Here is a 19,562-nt window from a genome sequence, read left to right as displayed (position 1 = left end):
GGTCCTCAGCGCGACTTGCGGACCCGTGCCCACACCCCCGGGTCCACCGCCCCCACCTTCCGCCGGAACCCCCGCACCGCCACGTTCCGCGTCTCGTCCGGCTCCAGATAGCTCGGCCGCCCCTGCGCGTCCCCCACCGTCCCCGACGGAAGCGCGATCACCCCGGGCCGCTCCGCATGGTGCTTGCTGGTGATCTTGGCGACGACGGCCGTGCCGCGCCGCACCGACAGCACGAGACACGGCCGGTCCTTCGACCCGGGCCCGTCCTCGTACGGCACCTCCGCCCACCAGATCTCACCCGGCTTCGGCTGCGGCCCCGTCCCGCGCCGCGGTCCCGTGGGCCTGCCCGGCGGACGGGTCCGCCCACCCGGACGGCCCCCGCCGCCGCGCCTCCGGCCGTCCACCACCGTCACGGCCAGTGCGAGCAGTACGACCGCGCCGAGCGCCACCCACCAGGACGTGTTCATACGAACGACCGTACCGGCGCCTTCCATCGAACCGGTGACAGAGCAGGTGAGTTCCCCCACAACGGCAGGCCGCGGAGGAGCGACCGGGTGTTTCGCGCCTTACGCTCGACGAACCGTTCAACGCACCGCACGAACCCTCCCCGTTCCCACGTCACGGAGGTTCTCGCTCCATGAAGCTCACCGTCGTCGGCTGCTCCGGCTCGTTCCCGTCAGCGGGTTCGGCTTGCTCGAGCTACCTCGTAGAGGCCGACGGCTTCCGGCTGCTCCTCGACATGGGCAACGGCGCCCTCGGAGAGCTGCAGCGCCACGTCGGTCTCTACGACCTCGACGCGATCTTCCTCAGCCACCTCCACGCCGATCACTGCATCGACATGTGCGCGTACTTCGTGGTCCGCTACTACCGGCACGACGGCGGGCGCCCCGCCTCCATCCCGGTGTACGGCCCCGACGGCACCGAACAGCGGCTGACCACGGCCCACGCCGACACCCCGTCCGACCGGGCGATGGGGGAGGTCTTCGACTTCCACACGCTCAAGTCGGGATCGTTCGAGATCGGCCCCTTCTCGGTGCGTACGGAGCAGCTCTGCCACCCCGTCGAGACCTTCGGCATCCGCCTCGAGCACGGCGGCCGGACGCTCACGTACTCCGGGGACACCGGGCCCTGCGAGGCCCTGGACGAACTTGCCGAGGGCACGGACCTGTTCCTGTGCGAGGCGTCGTTCGTCGACGGCAAGGAGGACATCCCGGATCTTCACCTGAATGGCCGTGAGGCCGGTGAGCACGCCGCGAGGGCCGGGGCCGGACGCCTCGTCCTCACCCACATCCCGCCGTGGACGGACGCCGCCCGCAACGTGGCCGACGCCCGCGGGGCCTACGACGGCCCGGTCGAGCTGGCTGCCCCGGGCGCGGTGTACGAGGTCTGACCCGGTCGCGGCACGCACGAGGCCCCCACCTTCCGCCGGGAAGGTGGGGGCCTCGTCGCATCTGTCCGGACCGGGCTTACGCCTTGGTCAGGTCCTCGACCTCTTCCTCGGGCTCGCGGCCCGGGGTGGTCAGGTTGAACTTGGTGATGGCGAAGCGGAAGACCACGTAGTAGATCGCCGCGAAGACCAGGCCGATCGGAATGATCATCCAGGGCTTGGTCGCCAGGTTCCAGTTCAGGAAGTAGTCGATCGCACCGGCGGAGAAGCTGAAGCCGTGGTGGACGCCCAGACCCCAGGTGACGGCCATGGAGACGGCGGTCAGCACGGCGTGGATCACGTACAGCAGCGGCGCGATGAACATGAACGCGAACTCGATCGGCTCCGTGATACCGGTGACGAAGGAGGTCAGCGCGAGGGACATCATCATGCCGCCGACGGCCTTGCGGCGCTCGGGGCGGGCGCAGTGCGTGATCGCCAGGGCGGCGGCCGGCAGCGCGAACATCATGATCGGGAAGAAGCCGGACATGAACTGACCGGCGGTGGGGTCACCGTGGAAGAAGCGCGGCAGGTCGCCGTGCCACATGCCACCCGCGGAGTCCTTGAAGGAACCGATCTCCTGCCAGGCCACCGTGTTCACGAACTGGTGCATGCCGACCGGCAGCAGCGCGCGGTTGACGACACCGAAGACACCGGCGCCGACGGCGCCCAGACCGGTCATCCACTCGCCGAAGTTGGTGATGAGGTCACCGATCGGCTCCCAGACCAGGCCGAAGAGGACACCCATCACGGTGCCGACGAACGCCATGATGATCGGGACGAGACGGCGGCCGTTGAAGAAGCCGAGCCAGTCCACCAGCTTGGTGCGGTGGTAGCGCTGCCATATGACGCCGGCGAGGAGGCCCATGATGATGCCGCCGAAGACCTTGGGGTCGTTGTACGTCGCGGCGACGTCGACACCGTTGTTGGCCGTGGTGTTGACGACGGCGTCGGAGGTCGGGAACGCGGTCAGCACGTTCTTGTAGACCAGGAAGCCGACGAGGGCGGCGAGGGCGGTCGAGCCGTCGGCCTTCTTGGCGAAGCCGATCGCGATGCCGACGCAGAACAGCAGCGGCAGGTTGGCGAAGACCGCGTCACCGGCGGTGGCGAAGACCGTGGCGACCTTGCCCCAGCCGAGGCCCTCGGCCCCGAAGACATCGGGCTGGCCGAGGCGGAGCAGGATGCCCGCCGCGGGCAGCACGGCGATCGGCAGCTGGAGGCTGCGTCCCACCTTCTGCAGGCCCTGGAACAGGCCGGAGCCCCGCTTCTTCGCGGGGGCCGCCGAAGCGGTGGCCGTACTCATCAACTTCCTCCATAGGCAAGGCGCCGCCAGGGCAGTTTTCTTGGGGGCGACGACTCAAGGAACGCGGCGGGTCGATGCCGCGTGGTCTGGACCACTCAGTGGTGTAGACCAGTTTTAGCACGGTGAAGGTTAGATAAGGAACCTGCAAATTCCCCCTAATTCGCAGTAGTGCATCGGGCACCCTCAGTGACATGCCGAAGGCCCCCGGACCAGGCGGTCCGGGGGCCTTCGTGGGGCCGGGTGCGATGCCCGGCGAGGGCTACTTGGTGAGATTCTTCTCGATCTCTTCCTCGATCTCGTCGGGCTCGCGCCCGGGAGTCTGGAGGTTGAACTTGGTGATTGCGAACCGGAAGATCACGTAGTACACGACGGCGAAGCCCAGGCCGACCGGAATGATCAGCCATGGTTTGGTCGCCAGGCTCCAGTTGATGACGTAGTCGATCAGACCCGCCGAGAAGCTGAAGCCGTCCTTCACCCCGAACGCCCAGGTCACCGCCATCGAGACGCCGGTGAGGAGTGCGTGGATCGCGTACAGCAGGGGTGCGACGAAGAGGAACGAGTACTCGATCGGTTCGGTGATACCGGTCACGAACGACGTCAGACCGACCGAGACCATCATGCCGCCGACCGCCTTGCGCCGGTGCGGCTTCGCGCAGTGGTAGATCGCCAGTGCCGCGGCCGGGAGCGCGAACATCATGATCGGGAAGAAGCCCGTGGTGAACTGGCCGGCCGTCGGGTCGCCCGCCAGGAACCGGTTGATGTCACCGTGGACGACCGTGCCGTCCGGCTTGGTGTAGTCGCCGAACTGGAACCAGACGAACGTGTTGAGGAACTGGTGGAGGCCGAAGACGAGCAGGGCGCGGTTGGCGATACCGAAGATGCCCGACCCCGCCCAGTCCAGGTCCACCAGCCATTCGGAGAAGTCGATCAGGCCGTCACCGATCGGCTGCCACACCCAGGCGCCCAGGGACGCGACGGCCAGACCGACGAACGCCATGATGATCGGGACGAGTCGGCGCCCGTTGAAGAAGCCCAGCCAGTCGACCAGCTTGACCCGGTGGTACCGCTGCCAGAGCCAGGCCGTCAGCAGGCCCATGACGATGCCGCCGAAGACGCCGGGGTTCTGGTACTCGGCCGCCGTCACCGTCGCGTCACCGTCGACGCAGGTGCCGAACCAGGTGCCGCCCGACGTGAACGTCGAACCCGGGGCGCAGTCCACCGGGAACGCGTGCAGCACCGCGTAGTAGACGAGGAAGCCGGTCACGGCCGCGAGGGCCGTCGAGCCGTCCGACTTCTTCGCCATGCCGATGGCGACACCGACGCAGAACAGGAGGGGCAGGCCGAGGCCGGAGTCGAGCAGCGCGCCACCAGCCGCCGCGAAGACCTTGGCCACGTTCGTCCAGCCCAGACCGTCGTCGCCGAAGACGTCCGGCTGACCGAGCCGGTTGAGGATGCCCGCAGCCGGCAGCACGGCGATCGGCAGCTGGAGGCTGCGGCCCATCTTCTGCAGCCCCTGGAAGAGGCCGTTCCACCACTTCCGTTCTGGCACTGCTGCGCTGTTGGAGCTCATCGGCATCCTCCCGGAACACGCCTGGTTTGGCGGTTGTTGCAAACTGGTGTAGACCAGTCGCGGTACGGTGCGGAGCCCGCTCGGAAGACAGGGCGCCGGTGATCGTCATCATTCGTGATCAGCCGGATACGCGCCTGCGAAGTTGGGCCAACCGTGCGTTACCGTGACGAAACGGACCCATGGTGGTCCGCTCACAGCACGCAAAGACCAGGGAGAAGGACATGGCCAGCAAGGCTGAGAAGATCGTCGCCGGGCTCGGCGGTATCGAGAACATCGACGAGATCGAAGGCTGCATCACGCGCCTCCGCACCGAGGTCCACGACCCCAGCAAGGTCGACGAAGCCGCGCTCAAGGCCGCCGGAGCCCACGGCGTCGTCAAGATGGGCACCGCGATCCAGGTCGTCATCGGCACCGACGCGGACCCCATCGCCGCGGACATCGAAGACATGATGTGACCCGCTGACACCGGCTCACCCGACCGGCCGCCGCCTCCTGTCCGCGCAGGAAGCGGCGGCCGGTTCCGCACCCGGACCCCCACCCCGTCAGCGCACCCGCACCGCCAGAATCGCCACGTCGTCCGTGTTCTCGCCCTCGTCCAGACACTCCTTCACCAAGTGCCCGCACAGGCCGTCCACATCCGACGGCGCCGCCGACGCCGCCGCGCGCAGCCGCTCCAGACCCACCCCCAGCTCCTCGCCGCGCCGCTCCACCAGACCGTCCGTGTACAGCACCAGCAGCGCACCCGGCTCCAGCTCGAAACAATCCGGCTCCGCGTCCCACGCGTCCACGACCCCCAGCGGAACGCCGTGGCCCGCATGCAGGAACCGCGCCCCCGACCCGTCCAGGAGCAACGGCGGACAGTGCCCCGCCGACGCCACCACCGCGGAGCGCCGCTCGGGATCCACCGTCATGTACAGCACCGTGGCCAGCTCCGTCAGCGCCATGTCCTGGCTCAGCGCGTTCAGATTCGTCAGCACCGCCACCGGGTCCTCCCCGGCCAGCAACGCGTAACTGCGCAGCGCCGTCCGCAGCTGCCCCATCGCCGTGGCCGCCCGCAGCCCCTTGCCCATCACATCGCCCAGCGCCAGCGCCGCCTTTCCGCCCGGCAGCGCCATCACGTCGTACCAGTCGCCCCCGGCCTGCATCCCACGCGCCCCCGGCAGACTGCACGCGGCGACCTGCAGCCCCGGGATCGACGGCAGTTCCTGCGCCATCATCGAGTCCTGGAGCGTCCCCGCGATCCGGCGCTCACGCTCGTACAGCAGATTGTTCTCGACCATCTGCCCGGCGAACCGGCAGTACGTCCCCACCAGTTGGCGCTGCCGCGCCGTCGGACGTCCCGGCCTGCGCCACGCCCACGCCAGGACGCCGAGCCGGCGCCCCGACACCGTGCTCAGCGCCAGCGCGTACACGCTGCGGAACCCGGCCGCACGCCCCAGCTCGCGCAGCTCGGCCGAACACGAAGGGTCCGTCTGCACGTCCTCGACGATCAGCGTGCCGCCCGCCTCCTCCGCGTCGTCCACCACGAAATGCGCGGGCCCCAGCGCCATGGCCGCCTGATGGACCTCCTGCGCCTCCGGCGAGACCCCGTACAGCGCACGCGTCTCCATCGAGGACTCCTCCTCGTTGCGCAGCCGGGCCACCCCCATGTCCGCCTGCAGCATCCGCGCGCCTTCCACCAGCACCTGGTTCAGCGTGCTGTCCACACGGCCGTGATCCGTGAGCCGCTCGGTCAGGCTGTGCACCCACGTGATGTCGTCGAGCTGCTCGGCCAGCCTGCGGTTCACCTCGTCCAGCTCGCCGGCCGCGCGCCTCTGCTGGGACACGTCGTGGACGTACGCCACCGCCAGCGGCAGCTCGCTCATCTCGCAGACGAGGGGAGTGGCACTGATGTCGAGCCAGAGCACCGGCCCGCCCTCGGGGCGGTACTGCAGCTCGGCCCTGGCCGCCCGGCGCCGGCCGAGGGCGATGCCCAGCGGCGAATCGGGGAACGCCAGCGGCTCCCCGTTCCGGTCGAAGAACGAGGTGCTGGCCGCCAGCAGGGCGCCCGGCTCCATGGGCACCTTCGTGGCGAACAGGTCCTCCAGGCGCTCGTTGGCGTAGAGCGCCGTCGCCTCCTGCTCCGTGGAAGCGATCAGAATGCCGTGCGGCGCGCCCTCCAGGGCCTGCACGGATGCCTCGTGGCCCGAGGTGGGCAGGCGTGCGGACTCATCCGGCCGGACTGTCTGCTTCTTCAGGGTCGGCATTCAGATCTTCCTGTGAGTGGAGAGTTTGACAGTAAAATCTTAGGCAGAACCCTAAATGTCCAGTAAATGCCATTGGTCGTGGGAGTGCAGGCCAAAGGTCCCTCCCTGCGACCACTAGGCTTCCTCCCATGTCTCGCATCGACGGCCGCACCCCCGAACAGCTCCGCCCCGTCACCATCGAACGCGGATGGAGCAAGCACGCCGAAGGATCCGTACTCATCTCCTTCGGCGACACCAAGGTCTTCTGCACCGCCTCCGTCACCGAAGGCGTCCCGCGCTGGCGCAAGGGCAGCGGTGAAGGCTGGGTCACCGCCGAGTACTCGATGCTGCCCCGCTCGACCAACACCCGCGGCGACCGCGAATCCGTACGCGGCAAGATCGGCGGCCGTACGCACGAGATCAGCCGGCTCATCGGCCGCTCCCTGCGTGCCGTCATCGACTACAAGGCGCTCGGCGAGAACACCGTCGTCCTCGACTGCGACGTCCTCCAGGCCGACGGCGGCACCCGCACGGCGGCCATCACCGGCGCCTACGTCGCCCTTGCCGACGCCATCACCTGGGCCCAGACGAAGAAGATCGTCAAGGCCGGCCGCAAGCCGCTGACCGGCACCGTCTCCGCCATCAGCGTCGGCATCGTCGACGGCACCCCCCTCCTCGACCTCTGCTACGAGGAGGACGTCCGCGCCGAGACCGACATGAACGTGGTCTGCACCGGCGACGGCCGCTTCGTCGAGGTCCAGGGCACCGCCGAGGCGGAGCCCTTCGACCGCAAGGAGCTGAACGCGCTCCTCGACCTCGCCACCGCGGGCTGCGAAAGCCTCACCGCGCTCCAGCTCGAAGCCCTCGCCCGCACCCTCGGCGAGTAAAGAAGCAACCAAGAGCGCACCACACAGCGTCGTTACGGGTACGGGCGCACGGGTCGAACCGTGCGCCCGTCCACGTACAACCCCCGGGGAGGGACCGCACCATGGCCAAGCGCCACCACCACCGTCACCACCGCATAGCACTCGCCGTCACGGCCACCCTGCTGACCCTCACCACGGCCGTCGGCTGCAGCGCCCTCGACAAGGCGCTCGACTGCGTCCAGACCGCCGACGCCATAGCCACCAGCGTCAGCAAGCTCCAGCAGGCCGTCTCCACCGCCGCCGACGACCCGACGCAGGCGTCCGAAGCCCTGGACGAGATCGACAAGGAGCTGAAGAACCTCGGCGACAAGACCGACAACGCCGACCTCAGCAAGGCCGTCGACGACCTCCAGACCGGCGTTACCAACGTCCGCGGCTCCATCGAGGCCGGCGACGCCACCCCGGACATCACCCCGGTCACCGACGCGGCCACCGAGATCGGCAAGGTCTGCACCCCGTAGGGCCCCGCTCCGCCCGGCGATAATCAGGGCATGACCCGCCTCATCCTCGCCACCCGCAACGCCGGGAAGATCACCGAACTCCATGCGATCCTCGCCGACGCAGGTATCACGCACGACCTCGTCGGCGCGGACGCGTACCCCGAGATCCCGGACGTCAGGGAAACCGGCGTCACCTTCGCGGAGAACGCCCTCCTCAAGGCCCACGCCCTCGCCCGCGCCACCGGCCACCCGGCCATCGCCGACGACTCCGGCCTCTGCGTAGACGTGCTCGGCGGCGCCCCCGGCATCTTCTCCGCCCGCTGGTCGGGCACCCACGGCAACGACCGGGCCAACCTGGACCTGCTCCTGGCCCAGCTGTCCGACATCGACGACGACCACCGCACGGCGTACTTCGCCTGCGCGGCGGCCCTGGCCCTCCCCGACGGCACGGAACGCGTGGTCGAGGGCCGCCTCCTGGGCACCCTGCGCCACACCCCGTCCGGCACGAACGGCTTCGGCTACGACCCGATCCTCCAGCCGGACGGCGAGACCCGCACGGCCGCGGAACTCACCCCGGCGGAGAAGAACGCGATCAGCCACCGCGGCATGGCGTTCCGGGCGCTGGTGCCGGTGGTGCGGGAACTGGTGGGCTGAAGACGCGAATGCCTGGCTCCCCCGTTGCGGAGGAGCCAGGCATTGTGACTGGTGCGCCCGGTCGGATTCGAACCGACACAAACACGACCACCTAAAGATCGTCGCTCACCAGTTGGCGTACGGGCGCATAGCAGCCCTTAGCTTACTGCCCCCTCGGAAGCGAGGGCAGCGGGTCCAGGAGAAGAGGCTTCCCCGGACACGCCAGGAGTCCTGTGCCTACCGCCGCCTCTGCACCAGGTGCTGGTGACAGCGTGACAGTTGGGGCACAGCAGGCGGAGGTTCTTCCTGCGGTCGTCGCTCCAGTCGCCGTTGATGTGATCCACCTCCAGTGTCATGGGCTCGCCCAGCCAGGTTGCGCCGGTTCCGCACTCGGCGCACTCCTCCGGGACGCCGACTTCGCGCAGCGCGCGTCGGAGTTGCACTGTCTTCGTGCGGCGCTTGCCCTCGTGCCTCACCAGAATCTGTTCGGCAGCCTTCAGCGGTGTGGTTCCGATCCGTCCCCGCTGATGTCCCTGACCCAGAAAGTGTGTGGTGGTGAGTCCGTCCTCGGAGACCCACTCGCGCAACCGCTTCCGCTGGCTCGCGTTGTCCGCCCTGCCCAGTCGCCTGAGAGCGCCGGCGATGGAAACGGCAGCGGCGACGGCCTCTGCGAGTTCTGCGGGGGAGGGCCGTTTCCCGGACCTGCGGTGGACGCGGCGGGGAAGGTGGGACACATCGATCCCACGATGCTCGAAGCGATCGTTACTGGCTGCCTCGGCCGGCCGCTCCCGGGTGTAGTAGCTGCCGTTGCTCATCGGCCCTCACCCCGTGCCGAGGTGCGACGCCCTTTGCCGCGACCTCGATAGGTGTCGGTCGTCGAGTGGCAGTTGGGGCAGAGCAGTCGCAGATTCTCCGGTTGGTTGTTTCGCCAATTGCCGTCGATGTGATCGACCTCGAGCGGTAGTGGCCGGTCCCGCCATGCGGGCCCTGTGCCGCACCGGGCGCAGTGGTCGGAGGCGCCCATGGCGATCATGGCTCGCTTGAGGCGCTCGCCAGGTATGCGGCGTACGAGGGTCCGACTTTGGTCGACCAGCAGTTCCTCCGGACGCCGGCGGCGTATCTTGCCTCTCCTCGACGGTGCCGCGAAGTGCGACGTGTCGATCCCCAGAGCCTTGACGCGGCGGCTGATGTGGGTGTGCTGACCCCCCACCACCTCAAGGCCGAGGCGGCGCAGCACTTCGCCCATGGTGGTCGACGATGCGACCGCCGCCTGAAGGACTTCCTTCGTCCAGCGCGCACCTTCGCTCTCGAAGTGGCGAGTGTCCACGCCGAGTTTTCGCATGCGGGCGAGGAGATAGCTCCGTGACGCGCTCTTCGGGTCGACCCCGAGCTTCGTGAGCGCCTCCGAGAGCGTCCGCGACGACGAAGCTGCCTCTGTGAGGCGCTCGCGCGTGTACGGGCTTGCCGGCATGCCCCCTCCACATCCGGCCGCGCGTTCGCAGCCTCGTACGGACCAACGAACCGTTAATCGGATGGTCACGTCCGGAATGCGATGAGATGCGGAAGGCCCGCACCACTTCTCGGCGGCCGAGAGCGGTGCGGGCCCTTCCGTGAGGAGAACGGGTCAGAACTTCGGGTCCGGGGTCTGGGCGTGGCACAGTTCCGCCGCTTCCTCGTCCGTTTCCACCGACGGCGGGGAACCGGCCAGGGGCTGCTGCGCCGTCTCCTTCATGCAGGCCACGGCGATCACGCCGACCAGGGCCGCGGCCATCGCGTAGTAGGCGGGCATCAGGTTCGAGCCGGTCCAGCTGATCAGGGCCGTGATCACCAGGGGGGTCGTGCCGCCGAAGATCGACGCGGAGAGGTTGTAGCCGACCGACAGGGAGCCGTAGCGGACGTTGGTCGGGAACAGGGCCGGGAGCGCCGCCGACATCGTGCCGAGCAGGCAGACCAGGGAGAGGCCGAGCATCAGCATGCCGATGATGATCGCGGGGATGCTGCCCTGGCGGATCAGGAGGAAGGCGGGCAGGGAGAGGAACAGGAAGCCGAGCATGCCCGTCATCAGCAGCGGCTTGCGGCCGAAGCGGTCGGAGAGCTTGCCGAAGTGGCTGATGATGAGCATCAGGAAGACCATGACGCCGAGCAGGATGAGCAGCCCGTGGGTCTCGCTGTAGCCGAGCTCGTCGGACAGGTACGTCGGCATGTACGACAGCAGCATGTAGTCGGTGATGTTGTACGCGCCGACCAGGCAGATGCAGAGGATCAGCGTCGGCCAGTGCTGCCGGAAGATCTTGGCGAGGTCGCCCTTGGCCGTGGTCTCGACGCCGTCGGCCGCCTCCATGGCGTGGGCGGAGCCGCCTTCCAGCTTCTGGAAGGCGGGGGTCTCGTCCAGGCGCAGTCGCAGGTAGAGGCCGACGAGGCCGAGCGGGCCCGCGACGAGGAAGGGGACGCGCCAGCCCCAGGACTCCATCTGGCCGGTGTCGAGGAGGGCGTAGAGCGCGGTGACGAGGCCGGCGGCGCCGACGTAGCCGGCGAGGGTCCCGAATTCGAGGAAGCTGCCGAAGAAGCCGCGGCGCTTGTCGGGGGCGTACTCCGCGATGAAGGTGGACGCGCCGCCGTACTCGCCGCCGGTGGAGAAGCCCTGGAGCATCCGGAAGAGGATCAGCAGGGCGGGGGCCCAGAGGCCGATCGTGCCGTGGGAGGGGATGAGTCCGATGGCGAAGGTGCCGACCGCCATCAGGATCATCGTCAGGGCGAGAACCTTCTTCCGGCCGATCTTGTCGCCCATCGGGCCGAAGAACATTCCTCCGAGCGGCCGGACGAGGAAGGCCACGGCGAAGGTCGCGAAGGAGGAGAGGAGCTGGGTCGTCTCGTTCCCTGACGGGAAGAAGACGTGCCCCAGGGTCACGGCGAGGTAGGAGTAGATGCCGAAGTCGAACCACTCCATGGCGTTGCCGAGCGACGCCGCCTTCACCGCCCGCTTCACTGCCTTGTCGTCGGTGACGGTGATGTCGGTCCGGCGGAGCTTGGGGTTCTGGCGCTTCCGGATGGCGCGGAAGAGGGTGGGGTGACGCTTGACCGCTTCGGGGTCGGCCCCCTGCTGGGGGTCGGAGGCCGCCATGACCGGGTTCCTTTCCTTGGAGGATGTTCCAGGAGAGGCTTCTGTTCGGTCATGGCGACTGCAAACCGACTACCCGGCCGATTGGGACGTGGGTCACAGGTCCGCGGCCGGGCGGGACCGGCGGCGTGGGCTCGTCAGATGCCCAGATCCCTGATGATCTTGGCTACGTGGCCGGTGGCCTTCACGTTGTAGAAGGCGTGCTCGACCTTGCCGTCCTCGTCGACCACGATCGTCGACCGGATGACGCCCGTCACCACTTTGCCGTAGAGCTTCTTCTCGCCGAAGGCGCCGTACGCCTCCAGGGTCTCCTTGGACGGGTCGGAGACCAGCGTGACCTTGAGGTTCTCCTGCTCGCGGAACTTGGCGAGCTTCTCCGGCTTGTCGGGGGATACGCCGATGACGTCGTATCCGGCCGCGGCCAGGAGATCCAGGTTGTCGGTGAAGTCGCACGCCTGCTTGGTGCAGCCGGGGGTGAGGGCGGTCGGGTAGAAGTAGACGATGACCTTGCGTCCCTTATGGTCCGCGAGCGAGATCTGGTTGCCGTCGGCGTCGGGAAGGGTGAAGGCCGGGGCGGTCTCGCCGGGCTGGAGTCGCTCGCTCATGGTTCTCCTCAGGTGGCACATACGGTGTTTGGCACCGAGCGTAATAGGGGTGCCGACGGGTGTCCGGGCGGTCGAGCTGACAGACTGTCGATGAAGGTTTACCGGACGACGACCACGGAGGCGGCGCAGTGTCGGATGCCAGGACCCCTGCGCAGATCGAGGCGGACATCATCACCAGGCGCGAGCAGCTCGCCGTGGTGCTCGATGAGATCGGGGTGCGGGTGCACCCGAAGACGATCATCGGAGACGCGAAGGCCAAGGTGGCCGGGACCGTGGACCGGACGGCCGGGCGTGCGTTCGTCGCGGTGAACCGTTCGGTGTCGGACGTGAGGGCCAAGTTCGTGTCGGAGGACGGCGCGCCGCGTCTGGAGCGAGTGATTCCGGCTGCGCTGCTGGTCGTCGGTGTGGTGGGTCTGCTCGCGGTGTCGACGCGTCGGAAGAAGTGACGGCGCCGACCCCCGGGGGCGTGCGGCGGGGGTCCGAGCAGGTAGGTTTCGGCTCGTGAGCGACAACACCCACGACGACAAGCTGCCCATCCGCATGCTGCACGACCGCGTGCTGGTCCGGTCCGATTCGCCCGAGGGCGAGCGGCGCTCGGGCGGCGGCATTCTGATTCCGGCGACGGCCGCGGTCGGCCGTCGGCTGGCGTGGGCCGCGGTGGTGGCGGTCGGCCAGAACGTGCGGACGGTGGAGCCGGGGGACCGGGTGCTGTACGACCCCGAGGACCGTGCCGAGGTCGAGGTGCGGGGCGTGGCGTACGTACTGATGCGGGAGCGGGATCTGCACGCGGTGGCCGCGGACCGGTTCGAGGGTTCGGTGGACTCGACGGGGCTGTATCTGTAGCCCGCAGTCCGCCCGTTTCCGTGGTGCGTTTCCGTGGTGCGCGGTGGTCTCGATGGAGCCTGGTGACCGGTGTCACCAGGCTCTTTGTCGTTATTTGCTACGGTAGGGGGGACCCCGACGAGACGCGCCGTACCGGGCCTTGCAAAGACGACGCACCGTGTTGTCCGCGTTTTTCTCGTCGGAGGTGCCGTCATGGCCTGGGTTCTGCTGATTGTCGCCGGTCTGCTGGAAGTGGGCTGGTCGATCGGAATGAAGTACACCGAGGGGTTCACCCGGCTGTGGCCGAGCGTGTTCACCGGCCTCGGGATCGTCGCCAGCATGGTGTTGCTGTCCCATGCGGCGAAGACGCTGCCGATCGGTACGGCGTACGGCGTGTGGGTCGGTATCGGTGCGGCAGGTGCCGCGGTGCTCGGCATGGTGGTGCTGGGTGAGCCCGCCACCGCGGCGCGGATCTTCTTCGTGTGTCTGCTGCTGGTGGCCGTGGTGGGTCTGAAGGCGACCTCGGGCCACTGACCCTGCGGGCTACTGATCCTGTGGGCGGGCGCCGCGGGCGCCTTCGAAGAAGCCTCCGGTGTTCCCGGGGGCTTCTTCCGTTTCTCCGGTGCCGCCGGTGCCGGTCCCGCCGTCGGTGCCTCCGGTGGTCGTGCCGCCGCCGGTCCCGTCCTGGGTGGGCGAGGGGGTGGGGGCGGCGCTGCTCCGGGACGGGGTCGCGGCGGGGGACGCGGTCGGGGTCCCGGAGGGGGTTTCCCCGGGGGTGTCCTCTTCCTGCTCCTCGGTCTCTTGGGGTTCGGGTTCTTCCTCGGTGGGCGGGGCGGGCTCGTCGGCGCCGTCCTGGAGTTCGAGGTCGAATTCCTCCGGCTCGGAGCTGGCGAGGGCGGCGGCGGTGTAGTCGGCCCAGGTGGCCGCGGGCGGTCCGCCGCCGTTCATCCGGGGCAGGCCGAGTGCTCCGTACAGGGGTGTCTGTGCGCCGGTGTCGGGGTCCTGGCCCATGACGGCGACGACGGTCGCGAGGTCGGGGGTGTAGCCGGCGAACCAGGCGGCCTTGTCCTTCTCGGCGGTGCCGGTCTTGCCCGCGGCGGGACGGTTCGCGGCCTGGGCGGCGGTTCCGGTGCCTTCCTCGACGACGGTCTGGAGGATCGAGGTCGTGGTGTCGGCGGCCGTGCGGCTGACGGCCTGTTCGGTGTCCCTGACCGGGAGCGAGACGCTCTCGCCGTCCTTGGTGACCTTCGCGATGAGGGTGTAGGTGCCGTGCCTGCCGTGGTTGGCGAGGGTGGCGTACGCCTCGGTCATGTCGAGGACGCTGGCGGTCGCGGGGCCGAGCGCGATGGAAGGCGATGCGGTGAGGTCGGGGGTGTTCTCGGGGATGCCGAGGCCGATGGCGGTGTCCTCGACCTTGCCGGGCCCGACGTCCTCGGCCATCTGGGCGTAGACGGCGTTGACGGACCGGTCGGTGGCGGTGCGGACGGTGACGGGGCCGTAGTCGACGTCGTCCTCGTTGGCGGGGGCGTATCCGGTGGGTCCGTCGGGGCCCTCGACCATCCGCTTGTTGGTGCCGTCGTACACGGTGTTGGGCGTGATGGTGCGGCCGTCCTGGGTGGTGGAGTCGTTGGCGACGGCGGAGGTGAAGACGAAGGGCTTGAAGGTGGAACCGACCTGGTAGTCGCGGCGGGTCGCGTTGTTGACGTACTGCTTGGTGTAGTCGATGCCCCCGTACATCGCGACGACCTTGCCGGTGTCCGGGTCGATGGAGGCGCCGCCGACGCGGACGTTGCGGTCGATCTTCCGGTCGTCGCTGGTCTTGGACATGACGTTGTTCTCGACCGCCTCGACGAAGGCGTCCTGCTTCTCCTTCTCCAGGGTGGTGGTGATGCGGTAGCCGCCGGCGGCGAGGGTGTTCTCGTCGATGATCCTGTTGCCGGTGAGGTAGTCCTCGGCGGCCTGGACGAGGTAGCCGCGCTGTCCGGAGAGGCCGGTGGCGGGCTTGGCCTGGCCGGGGACGGGGAATCGGGTGGTGGCGCGCTCGGCGGCGGTGAGCCAGTCCTCCTTCACCATGCCGTCCAGTACGTAGTTCCAGCGGGCGAGGGCGTCGGCCTTGTTCTCGGGGTGGGTGACGACGTCGTACGCGCTGGGGGCGTTGAGGAGGGAGGCGAGGTACGCGCCTTCGGCGGTGGTGAGCGCCTCGGCGTCCTTGCTGTAGTACGCCTGCGAGGCCGCCTGGATTCCGTAGGCGTTGCGGCCGAAGTAACTGGTGTTCAGGTAGCCCTCGAAGATCTGGTCCTTGCTCTCCTCGCGGTTGAGTTTGACCGCGATGAAGAACTCCTTGGCCTTGCGGACGACGGTCTGTTCCTGGCCGAGGTAGTAGTTCTTGACGTACTGCTGGGTGATGGTCGAGCCGCCCTGTCTGCCCTTGCCGGTGAGGGTGTTCCAGGCGGCGCGGACCATGGCCTTGATGTCGACGGCGCGCTCGGAGTAGAAGTCGCGGTCCTCGGCCGCGAGGACGGCGTGCTGGACGGTGAGGGGGACCTGGCCGAGCCGGATGTTCTCCCGGTTGACCTCGCCGTCGCGGGCGATGACCGTGCCGTCCTTGTAGAGGTAGGTGTTGGACTGCGCGGTGGCGCTGGCGTTGGCGGGCGGGATGTCGACGAGCTCGTATCCGGCGATGAAGCCGCCGACGAGGAGGAGCGCGATGCCGAGGGTTGTGCCGAGGACCGTGCGCCAGGTGGGGACGACGCGGCGCCAACCGGTGCGCCGGGGGCGCTTCTTGCTCCCCTTCGTCGCTTTGGCGCCGGGTGAGCCGGCGGGGAGTGGCCGCCCGTCGGGGTCGCGCGGGGCCCAGTGCTGCTCGTCGCTCATGTCGGTAGGGACTCCTCGGCCTCGGTCAGTCGTCCCATAGTGCACTTTTTGGCGCGATAACTACTGGATTCTCCTTGCGTGACCGGTCGCGGCGGTGATAACCGGTCAGGTCGGTGATAACCGCTCGCGACGGCTGTCCCGCCTGGGCTAGGGTCGTGCGCTTTGGTGCCGTCAGCCCGGCGCCGAGCCTGGGGGAGGGGTCGAGGTGCGGCTGTACGCAGTGGTGGCGGCGGGCGGGTTCCGGCGGTATGCCACCTACCGGGTCGCGACGGCGGCGGGGGTCTTCACCAACACCGTCTTCGGTTTCGTCATGGCGTACACCTACATCGCCCTCTGGGACGAGCGTCCGCAGCTCGGCGGGTACGACATGTCCCAGGCGCTGACGTACGTATGGCTGGGCCAGGCGCTGCTGATGACCTGCGCCATGATGGGCGCCGGCTTCGAGAACGAGCTGATGGAGCGCATCCGTACCGGCGACATCGCGGTCGATCTGTACCGGCCCGCGGACCTCCAGCTGTGGTGGCTGGCGGGTGACCTGGGCCGGGCGGCGTTCCATCTGCTGGGGCGCGGGATCGCGCCGATGGTGCTGGGTGCCCTGGCGTTCGATCTGGCGCTGCCCGCCTCGTTCTGGACCTGGCCGGCCTTCCTGGTCTCCGTGCTGCTCGGTGTCGTGGTGAGCTTCGCCGTGCGCTATCTGGTGGCGCTGTCGGCGTTCTGGCTGATGGACGGTACGGGCGCCTCACAGATCATCTGGCTGGCCGGGCTGTTCTTCTCGGGGATGCTGCTGCCGCTGAATCTGTTCCCCGGGGTGCTCGGTGAGGTGGCGCGGATGCTGCCGTGGTCCTCGTTGTTGCAGGTCCCGGCCGATGTCTTCCTCGGCAAGCGCACGGGCTGGGGGTTGGTGGAGGCGTACGCCTTCCAGGCCGGCTGGGCGCTGGTGCTGCTGGTGGCGGGACGGCTGGTGCAGGGTCTGGCGACCAGGAGAGTGGTGATTCAGGGTGGCTGAGCGAGGAGTCGCGTTCGAGGACCGTTCCCGGCTGGTCGAGGGGGTGAGGGCCTACGGGCTGATCGTCGCGATGTGGGTGCGCTCCACGATGGCGTACCGCGCGTCGTTCGCGATGACGGTGCTGGGTGACTTCGTGGTGAGCGCCTTCGACTTCGTCACGATCATGCTGATGTTCTCGCACGTGGACGCCCTGGGCGGGTACTCCCTGCCGGAGATCGCCCTGCTGTACGGGATGTCGGCCACCGCCTTCGGGCTGTCGGATCTGCTGCTGGGGTCGGTGGACCGGCTGGGGCGGCGGGTGCGCGACGGCACCCTGGACACCTTGCTGGTGCGGCCCGTACCGGTGCTGGCGCAGGTGGCCGCCGACCGTTTCGCGCTGCGCAGGCTGGGCCGGATCACGCAGGGGCTGGTCGTGACCGGGTACGCGCTGGTGTCGCTGGACATCGCGTGGACGCCGCTGAAGGTGGTGATCCTTCCGCTGGCGGTGCTGAGCGGGGCGGCGATCTTCGGGGCGGTGTTCGTGGCCGGCGCGGCGTTCCAGTTCGTCGCCCAGGACGCCTCCGAGGTGCAGAACGCCTTCACGTACGGGGGGACGACGCTGCTCCAGTACCCGCCGTCGATCTTCGCGAAGGATCTGGTGCGCGGGGTGACGTTCGTGGTGCCGCTGGCCTTCGTGAGCTGGTTGCCCGCGCTGTACGTGATGGACCGGGCGTACCCGTTGGCGCTGCCGGAGTGGGTGGCGTTCCTTCCGCCGGTGGTGGCGGGGGCGTGCTGGGTGCTGGCGGGCACGGCCTGGCGGGCGGGTCTGCGCGCCTACCGGAGCACGGGCAGCTAGTTCGCGCATGTGTTCATCGGGTGAGAGCCCGTTGGAGTACGGACAACGGGAGGGGCAGGGCATGGACGAGGACTTCATCGAGCTCGACGGAGTGGAGAAGGTCTTCGACGTACGCCGCAGAACGGGCTTCATGCGCCGGGAGCGCCACGAGGTGCGAGCGGTCGACGGCATCAGTTTCCGGGTGCCGCGCGGAGAGATGGTCGGTTACATCGGCCCGAACGGTGCGGGCAAGTCGACCACGATCAAGATGCTCACCGGGATTCTCACCCCGAGCGGCGGCCGGCTGCGGGTCGCGGGCATCGATCCGTCCCGGGAGCGTACGAGGCTGGCGCACCGGATCGGTGTGGTCTTCGGCCAGCGCACGACGCTCTGGTGGGATCTGCCGCTGCGGGACTCGTACCGGCTGATGCACCGGATGTACCGCATCCCCGACAGCCGCTTCCGGGAGAACTTCGACCGGTGCGTCGAACTCCTCGATCTGGGCGAGCTGTTGGAGGTCCCCGTGCGGCAGCTGTCGCTCGGGCAGCGGATGCGCGGGGACATCGCGGCGGCGCTGCTGCACGATCCGGAGGTGCTGTATCTGGACGAGCCGACGATCGGGCTCGACGTGGTCTCCAAGGCGAAGGTCCGGCAGTTCCTGCGGGACCTGAACGCCGAACGGGACACGACCGTCCTGCTGACCACGCACGACCTGACCGACATCGAGCAGCTGTGCAAGCGGGTGATGGTGATCGACCACGGGCGGCTGATGTATGACGGGGCGCTCGCCGGACTGCACGAGGCGGGGGAGAGCGAGCGCACGCTCGTGGTCGATCTGGAGCGTGAACTCCCGCCGATCGAGCTGGCGTCGGAGCATTCGGTGCGAGTGGTGAAGGTGGCGGGGCCGCGGCAGTGGCTGGCGTTCCCGGCATCGGCGTCGGCGGCTCCGCTGGTGGCGCGGATCGCCGCCGACTACCCGATGGTGGACCTCTCCGTGCGGGAGCCGGACATCGAGGCCGTGATCGCGAGGATGTACGAGGCGGGCTCCGCTCCGGCGGTCCCGGTCGCGGAGACGGGGCGCGGCTCCGCCAGTCGATGACGTGAGCGGGTGCGTTCAATAGGGTGCCCGGTATGACAAGTGAACTTCCGGAGATGCGTGCCTCCGATGCCGAGCGCGACCGGGTCGCCGAGCGACTGCGCGACGCGGTGGCCGAGGGCCGGCTGGAGATGGACGAGTTCGAGCAGCGGCTCGACGCCGCCTACAAGGCGCGTACGCACGGGGAGTTGGCGCCGCTCGTCCGGGACCTTCCGGCACCGGGCTCGACCGTGGAACCCGCGGGCGCCGCGTCGCCCGTCCCGGCCGGCCAGGTCACCACCTGGGCGGCACGCATCGGTGGGCCCGCCACCTCGAAGGGCGGCTTCGCGTTCTGGGGCGGATTCAACCGCAACGGCCGGTGGACCGTGGGCCGGGTGTTCACCTCCTTCGTGATGTGGGGCGGCGGCCACATCGATCTGCGCCAGGCCCGGTTCGAGGACCGCGATGTCGTCATCCGCTGCTTCACGATCATGGGCGGAACCCAGGTCACCGTCGAGCCCGATGTGAACCTGGAGGTCCAGGGCATGGGCATCATGGGCGGCTTCGGCGAGCACTCCCCGAACAGCGAGGAGGCCGAGCCGGTGCCGGACGCCCCGAGGGTGCGGGTCGTGGGATTCGCGCTGATGGGCGGGGTCGACGTACAGCGCAAGTGGAGCAAGGCCCGGCGCCGGAAGCTGACGGAGGGCCAGTGACCCCGCCCGGTG

The 19,562-nt window shown here is 68.9% G+C and carries 21 protein-coding genes, 1 tRNA gene and 1 riboswitch; of the genes, 12 read left to right on the top strand and 10 right to left on the bottom strand.

The window, feature by feature from the left end; all coding sequences use genetic code 11:
* Positions 1 to 5: 5 nt before the first annotated feature.
* A complete protein-coding gene (locus tag OG230_RS13235) occupies positions 6 to 467 on the bottom strand; it encodes a type II toxin-antitoxin system PemK/MazF family toxin (RefSeq protein WP_328910393.1) in 462 nt (153 codons plus the stop codon).
* A 170-nt stretch (positions 468 to 637) separates the two neighbouring features.
* Between OG230_RS13235 and OG230_RS13230 the strand changes: the two genes are divergently transcribed.
* Positions 638 to 1,390: an MBL fold metallo-hydrolase gene (locus OG230_RS13230; RefSeq protein WP_328910392.1), complete on the top strand. Its 753-nt coding sequence runs from the start codon at positions 638 to 640 to the stop codon at positions 1,388 to 1,390.
* Between the two features lie 76 nt (positions 1,391 to 1,466).
* Here the strand turns inward: OG230_RS13230 and OG230_RS13225 are convergent, their stop codons facing one another.
* Complete coding sequence (locus tag OG230_RS13225; RefSeq protein WP_328910391.1) at positions 1,467 to 2,729, bottom strand: PTS transporter subunit EIIC; 1,263 nt, start codon at positions 2,727 to 2,729, stop codon at positions 1,467 to 1,469.
* Positions 2,730 to 2,988: 259 nt separating this feature from the next.
* Positions 2,989 to 4,299, bottom strand: a complete 1,311-nt coding sequence (locus tag OG230_RS13220; RefSeq protein WP_328910390.1) for a PTS transporter subunit EIIC — start codon at positions 4,297 to 4,299, stop codon at positions 2,989 to 2,991.
* A gap of 179 nt (positions 4,300 to 4,478) precedes the next feature.
* Between OG230_RS13220 and OG230_RS13215 the strand changes: the two genes are divergently transcribed.
* Positions 4,479 to 4,754, top strand: a complete 276-nt coding sequence (locus OG230_RS13215; RefSeq protein WP_328910389.1) for a PTS glucose/sucrose transporter subunit IIB — start codon at positions 4,479 to 4,481, stop codon at positions 4,752 to 4,754.
* Positions 4,755 to 4,841: 87 nt separating this feature from the next.
* On the opposite strand, the gene OG230_RS13210 is transcribed toward OG230_RS13215, so the two are convergent.
* Positions 4,842 to 6,545 carry a SpoIIE family protein phosphatase gene (locus OG230_RS13210; protein ID WP_328910388.1) on the bottom strand — a complete coding sequence of 568 codons (1,704 nt, stop codon included), beginning with the start codon at positions 6,543 to 6,545 and terminating at the stop codon, positions 4,842 to 4,844.
* Between the two features lie 128 nt (positions 6,546 to 6,673).
* On the opposite strand from OG230_RS13210, the gene rph reads away from it, so the two are divergent.
* The 3 genes from rph (at position 6,674) to rdgB (ending at position 8,544) form a co-directional block, all read left to right on the top strand.
* Positions 6,674 to 7,411, top strand: coding sequence for a ribonuclease PH (gene rph, locus OG230_RS13205; protein ID WP_328910387.1), 738 nt, complete (start codon positions 6,674 to 6,676; stop codon positions 7,409 to 7,411).
* A 101-nt stretch (positions 7,412 to 7,512) separates the two neighbouring features.
* Positions 7,513 to 7,911 carry a hypothetical protein gene (locus OG230_RS13200; protein ID WP_328910386.1) on the top strand — a complete coding sequence of 133 codons (399 nt, stop codon included), beginning with the start codon at positions 7,513 to 7,515 and terminating at the stop codon, positions 7,909 to 7,911.
* A gap of 30 nt (positions 7,912 to 7,941) precedes the next feature.
* On the top strand, positions 7,942 to 8,544 hold the full coding sequence (gene rdgB / locus OG230_RS13195; RefSeq protein WP_328910385.1) for an RdgB/HAM1 family non-canonical purine NTP pyrophosphatase: 603 nt from the start codon (positions 7,942 to 7,944) through the stop codon (positions 8,542 to 8,544).
* Positions 8,545 to 8,593: 49 nt separating this feature from the next.
* Here the strand turns inward: rdgB and OG230_RS13190 are convergent.
* The 5 genes from OG230_RS13190 to bcp form a co-directional block, all read right to left on the bottom strand.
* Positions 8,594 to 8,671, bottom strand: a tRNA-Leu gene (locus tag OG230_RS13190).
* 10 nt (positions 8,672 to 8,681) lie between these two features.
* The gene (locus tag OG230_RS13185; RefSeq protein WP_328910384.1) at positions 8,682 to 9,338 is read right to left on the bottom strand and encodes an HNH endonuclease signature motif containing protein; all 657 of its coding nucleotides are present in this window, start codon (positions 9,336 to 9,338) and stop codon (positions 8,682 to 8,684) included.
* On the bottom strand, positions 9,335 to 9,994 hold the full coding sequence (locus OG230_RS13180) for an HNH endonuclease signature motif containing protein (protein WP_328910383.1): 660 nt from the start codon (positions 9,992 to 9,994) through the stop codon (positions 9,335 to 9,337). The genes OG230_RS13185 and OG230_RS13180 overlap by 4 nt, the downstream gene beginning before the upstream one ends.
* A gap of 153 nt (positions 9,995 to 10,147) precedes the next feature.
* Positions 10,148 to 11,644, bottom strand: coding sequence for a glycine betaine/L-proline transporter ProP (gene proP / locus OG230_RS13175; protein ID WP_328910382.1), 1,497 nt, complete (start codon positions 11,642 to 11,644; stop codon positions 10,148 to 10,150).
* A 134-nt stretch (positions 11,645 to 11,778) separates the two neighbouring features.
* Positions 11,779 to 12,246, bottom strand: a complete 468-nt coding sequence (gene bcp / locus OG230_RS13170; RefSeq protein ID WP_328910381.1) for a thioredoxin-dependent thiol peroxidase — start codon at positions 12,244 to 12,246, stop codon at positions 11,779 to 11,781.
* Positions 12,247 to 12,374: 128 nt separating this feature from the next.
* Between bcp and OG230_RS13165 the strand changes: the two genes are divergently transcribed.
* The 3 genes from OG230_RS13165 (at position 12,375) to OG230_RS13155 (ending at position 13,602) form a co-directional block, all read left to right on the top strand.
* A complete protein-coding gene (locus OG230_RS13165; protein WP_328910380.1) occupies positions 12,375 to 12,692 on the top strand; it encodes a DUF3618 domain-containing protein in 318 nt (105 codons plus the stop codon).
* A gap of 55 nt (positions 12,693 to 12,747) precedes the next feature.
* Positions 12,748 to 13,089 carry a GroES family chaperonin gene (locus tag OG230_RS13160; protein ID WP_185300584.1) on the top strand — a complete coding sequence of 114 codons (342 nt, stop codon included), beginning with the start codon at positions 12,748 to 12,750 and terminating at the stop codon, positions 13,087 to 13,089.
* 91 nt (positions 13,090 to 13,180) lie between these two features.
* A riboswitch (guanidine-III (ykkC-III) riboswitch) is annotated at positions 13,181 to 13,246 on the top strand.
* 35 nt (positions 13,247 to 13,281) lie between these two features.
* Positions 13,282 to 13,602, top strand: a complete 321-nt coding sequence (locus tag OG230_RS13155) for a DMT family transporter (RefSeq protein WP_328910379.1) — start codon at positions 13,282 to 13,284, stop codon at positions 13,600 to 13,602.
* 9 nt (positions 13,603 to 13,611) lie between these two features.
* On the opposite strand, the gene OG230_RS13150 is transcribed toward OG230_RS13155, so the two are convergent.
* Positions 13,612 to 15,942 carry a transglycosylase domain-containing protein gene (locus OG230_RS13150; RefSeq protein WP_328910378.1) on the bottom strand — a complete coding sequence of 777 codons (2,331 nt, stop codon included), beginning with the start codon at positions 15,940 to 15,942 and terminating at the stop codon, positions 13,612 to 13,614.
* Between the two features lie 205 nt (positions 15,943 to 16,147).
* Here OG230_RS13150 and OG230_RS13145 point away from each other — a divergent pair, with 205 nt between their 5' ends.
* The 4 genes from OG230_RS13145 (at position 16,148) to OG230_RS13130 (ending at position 19,550) form a co-directional block, all read left to right on the top strand.
* Positions 16,148 to 16,948: an ABC transporter permease gene (locus tag OG230_RS13145; RefSeq protein WP_328910377.1), complete on the top strand. Its 801-nt coding sequence runs from the start codon at positions 16,148 to 16,150 to the stop codon at positions 16,946 to 16,948.
* A complete protein-coding gene (locus OG230_RS13140) occupies positions 16,941 to 17,783 on the top strand; it encodes an ABC transporter permease (RefSeq protein WP_328910376.1) in 843 nt (280 codons plus the stop codon). The genes OG230_RS13145 and OG230_RS13140 overlap by 8 nt, the downstream gene beginning before the upstream one ends.
* A gap of 61 nt (positions 17,784 to 17,844) precedes the next feature.
* The gene (locus OG230_RS13135; protein WP_328910375.1) at positions 17,845 to 18,861 is read left to right on the top strand and encodes an ABC transporter ATP-binding protein; all 1,017 of its coding nucleotides are present in this window, start codon (positions 17,845 to 17,847) and stop codon (positions 18,859 to 18,861) included.
* Positions 18,862 to 18,914: 53 nt separating this feature from the next.
* Entirely contained in the window at positions 18,915 to 19,550 is a 636-nt protein-coding gene (locus tag OG230_RS13130) for a DUF1707 SHOCT-like domain-containing protein (protein ID WP_443051587.1), read from the top strand.
* Positions 19,551 to 19,562 lie beyond the last annotated feature (12 nt).

Source organism: Streptomyces sp. NBC_00234 (genome assembly GCF_036195325.1).
Classification (GTDB): domain Bacteria; phylum Actinomycetota; class Actinomycetes; order Streptomycetales; family Streptomycetaceae; genus Streptomyces.
The sequence above is the reverse complement of the archived record's forward strand: the minus strand, read 5'-3'. Positions and strand labels throughout refer to the sequence as shown.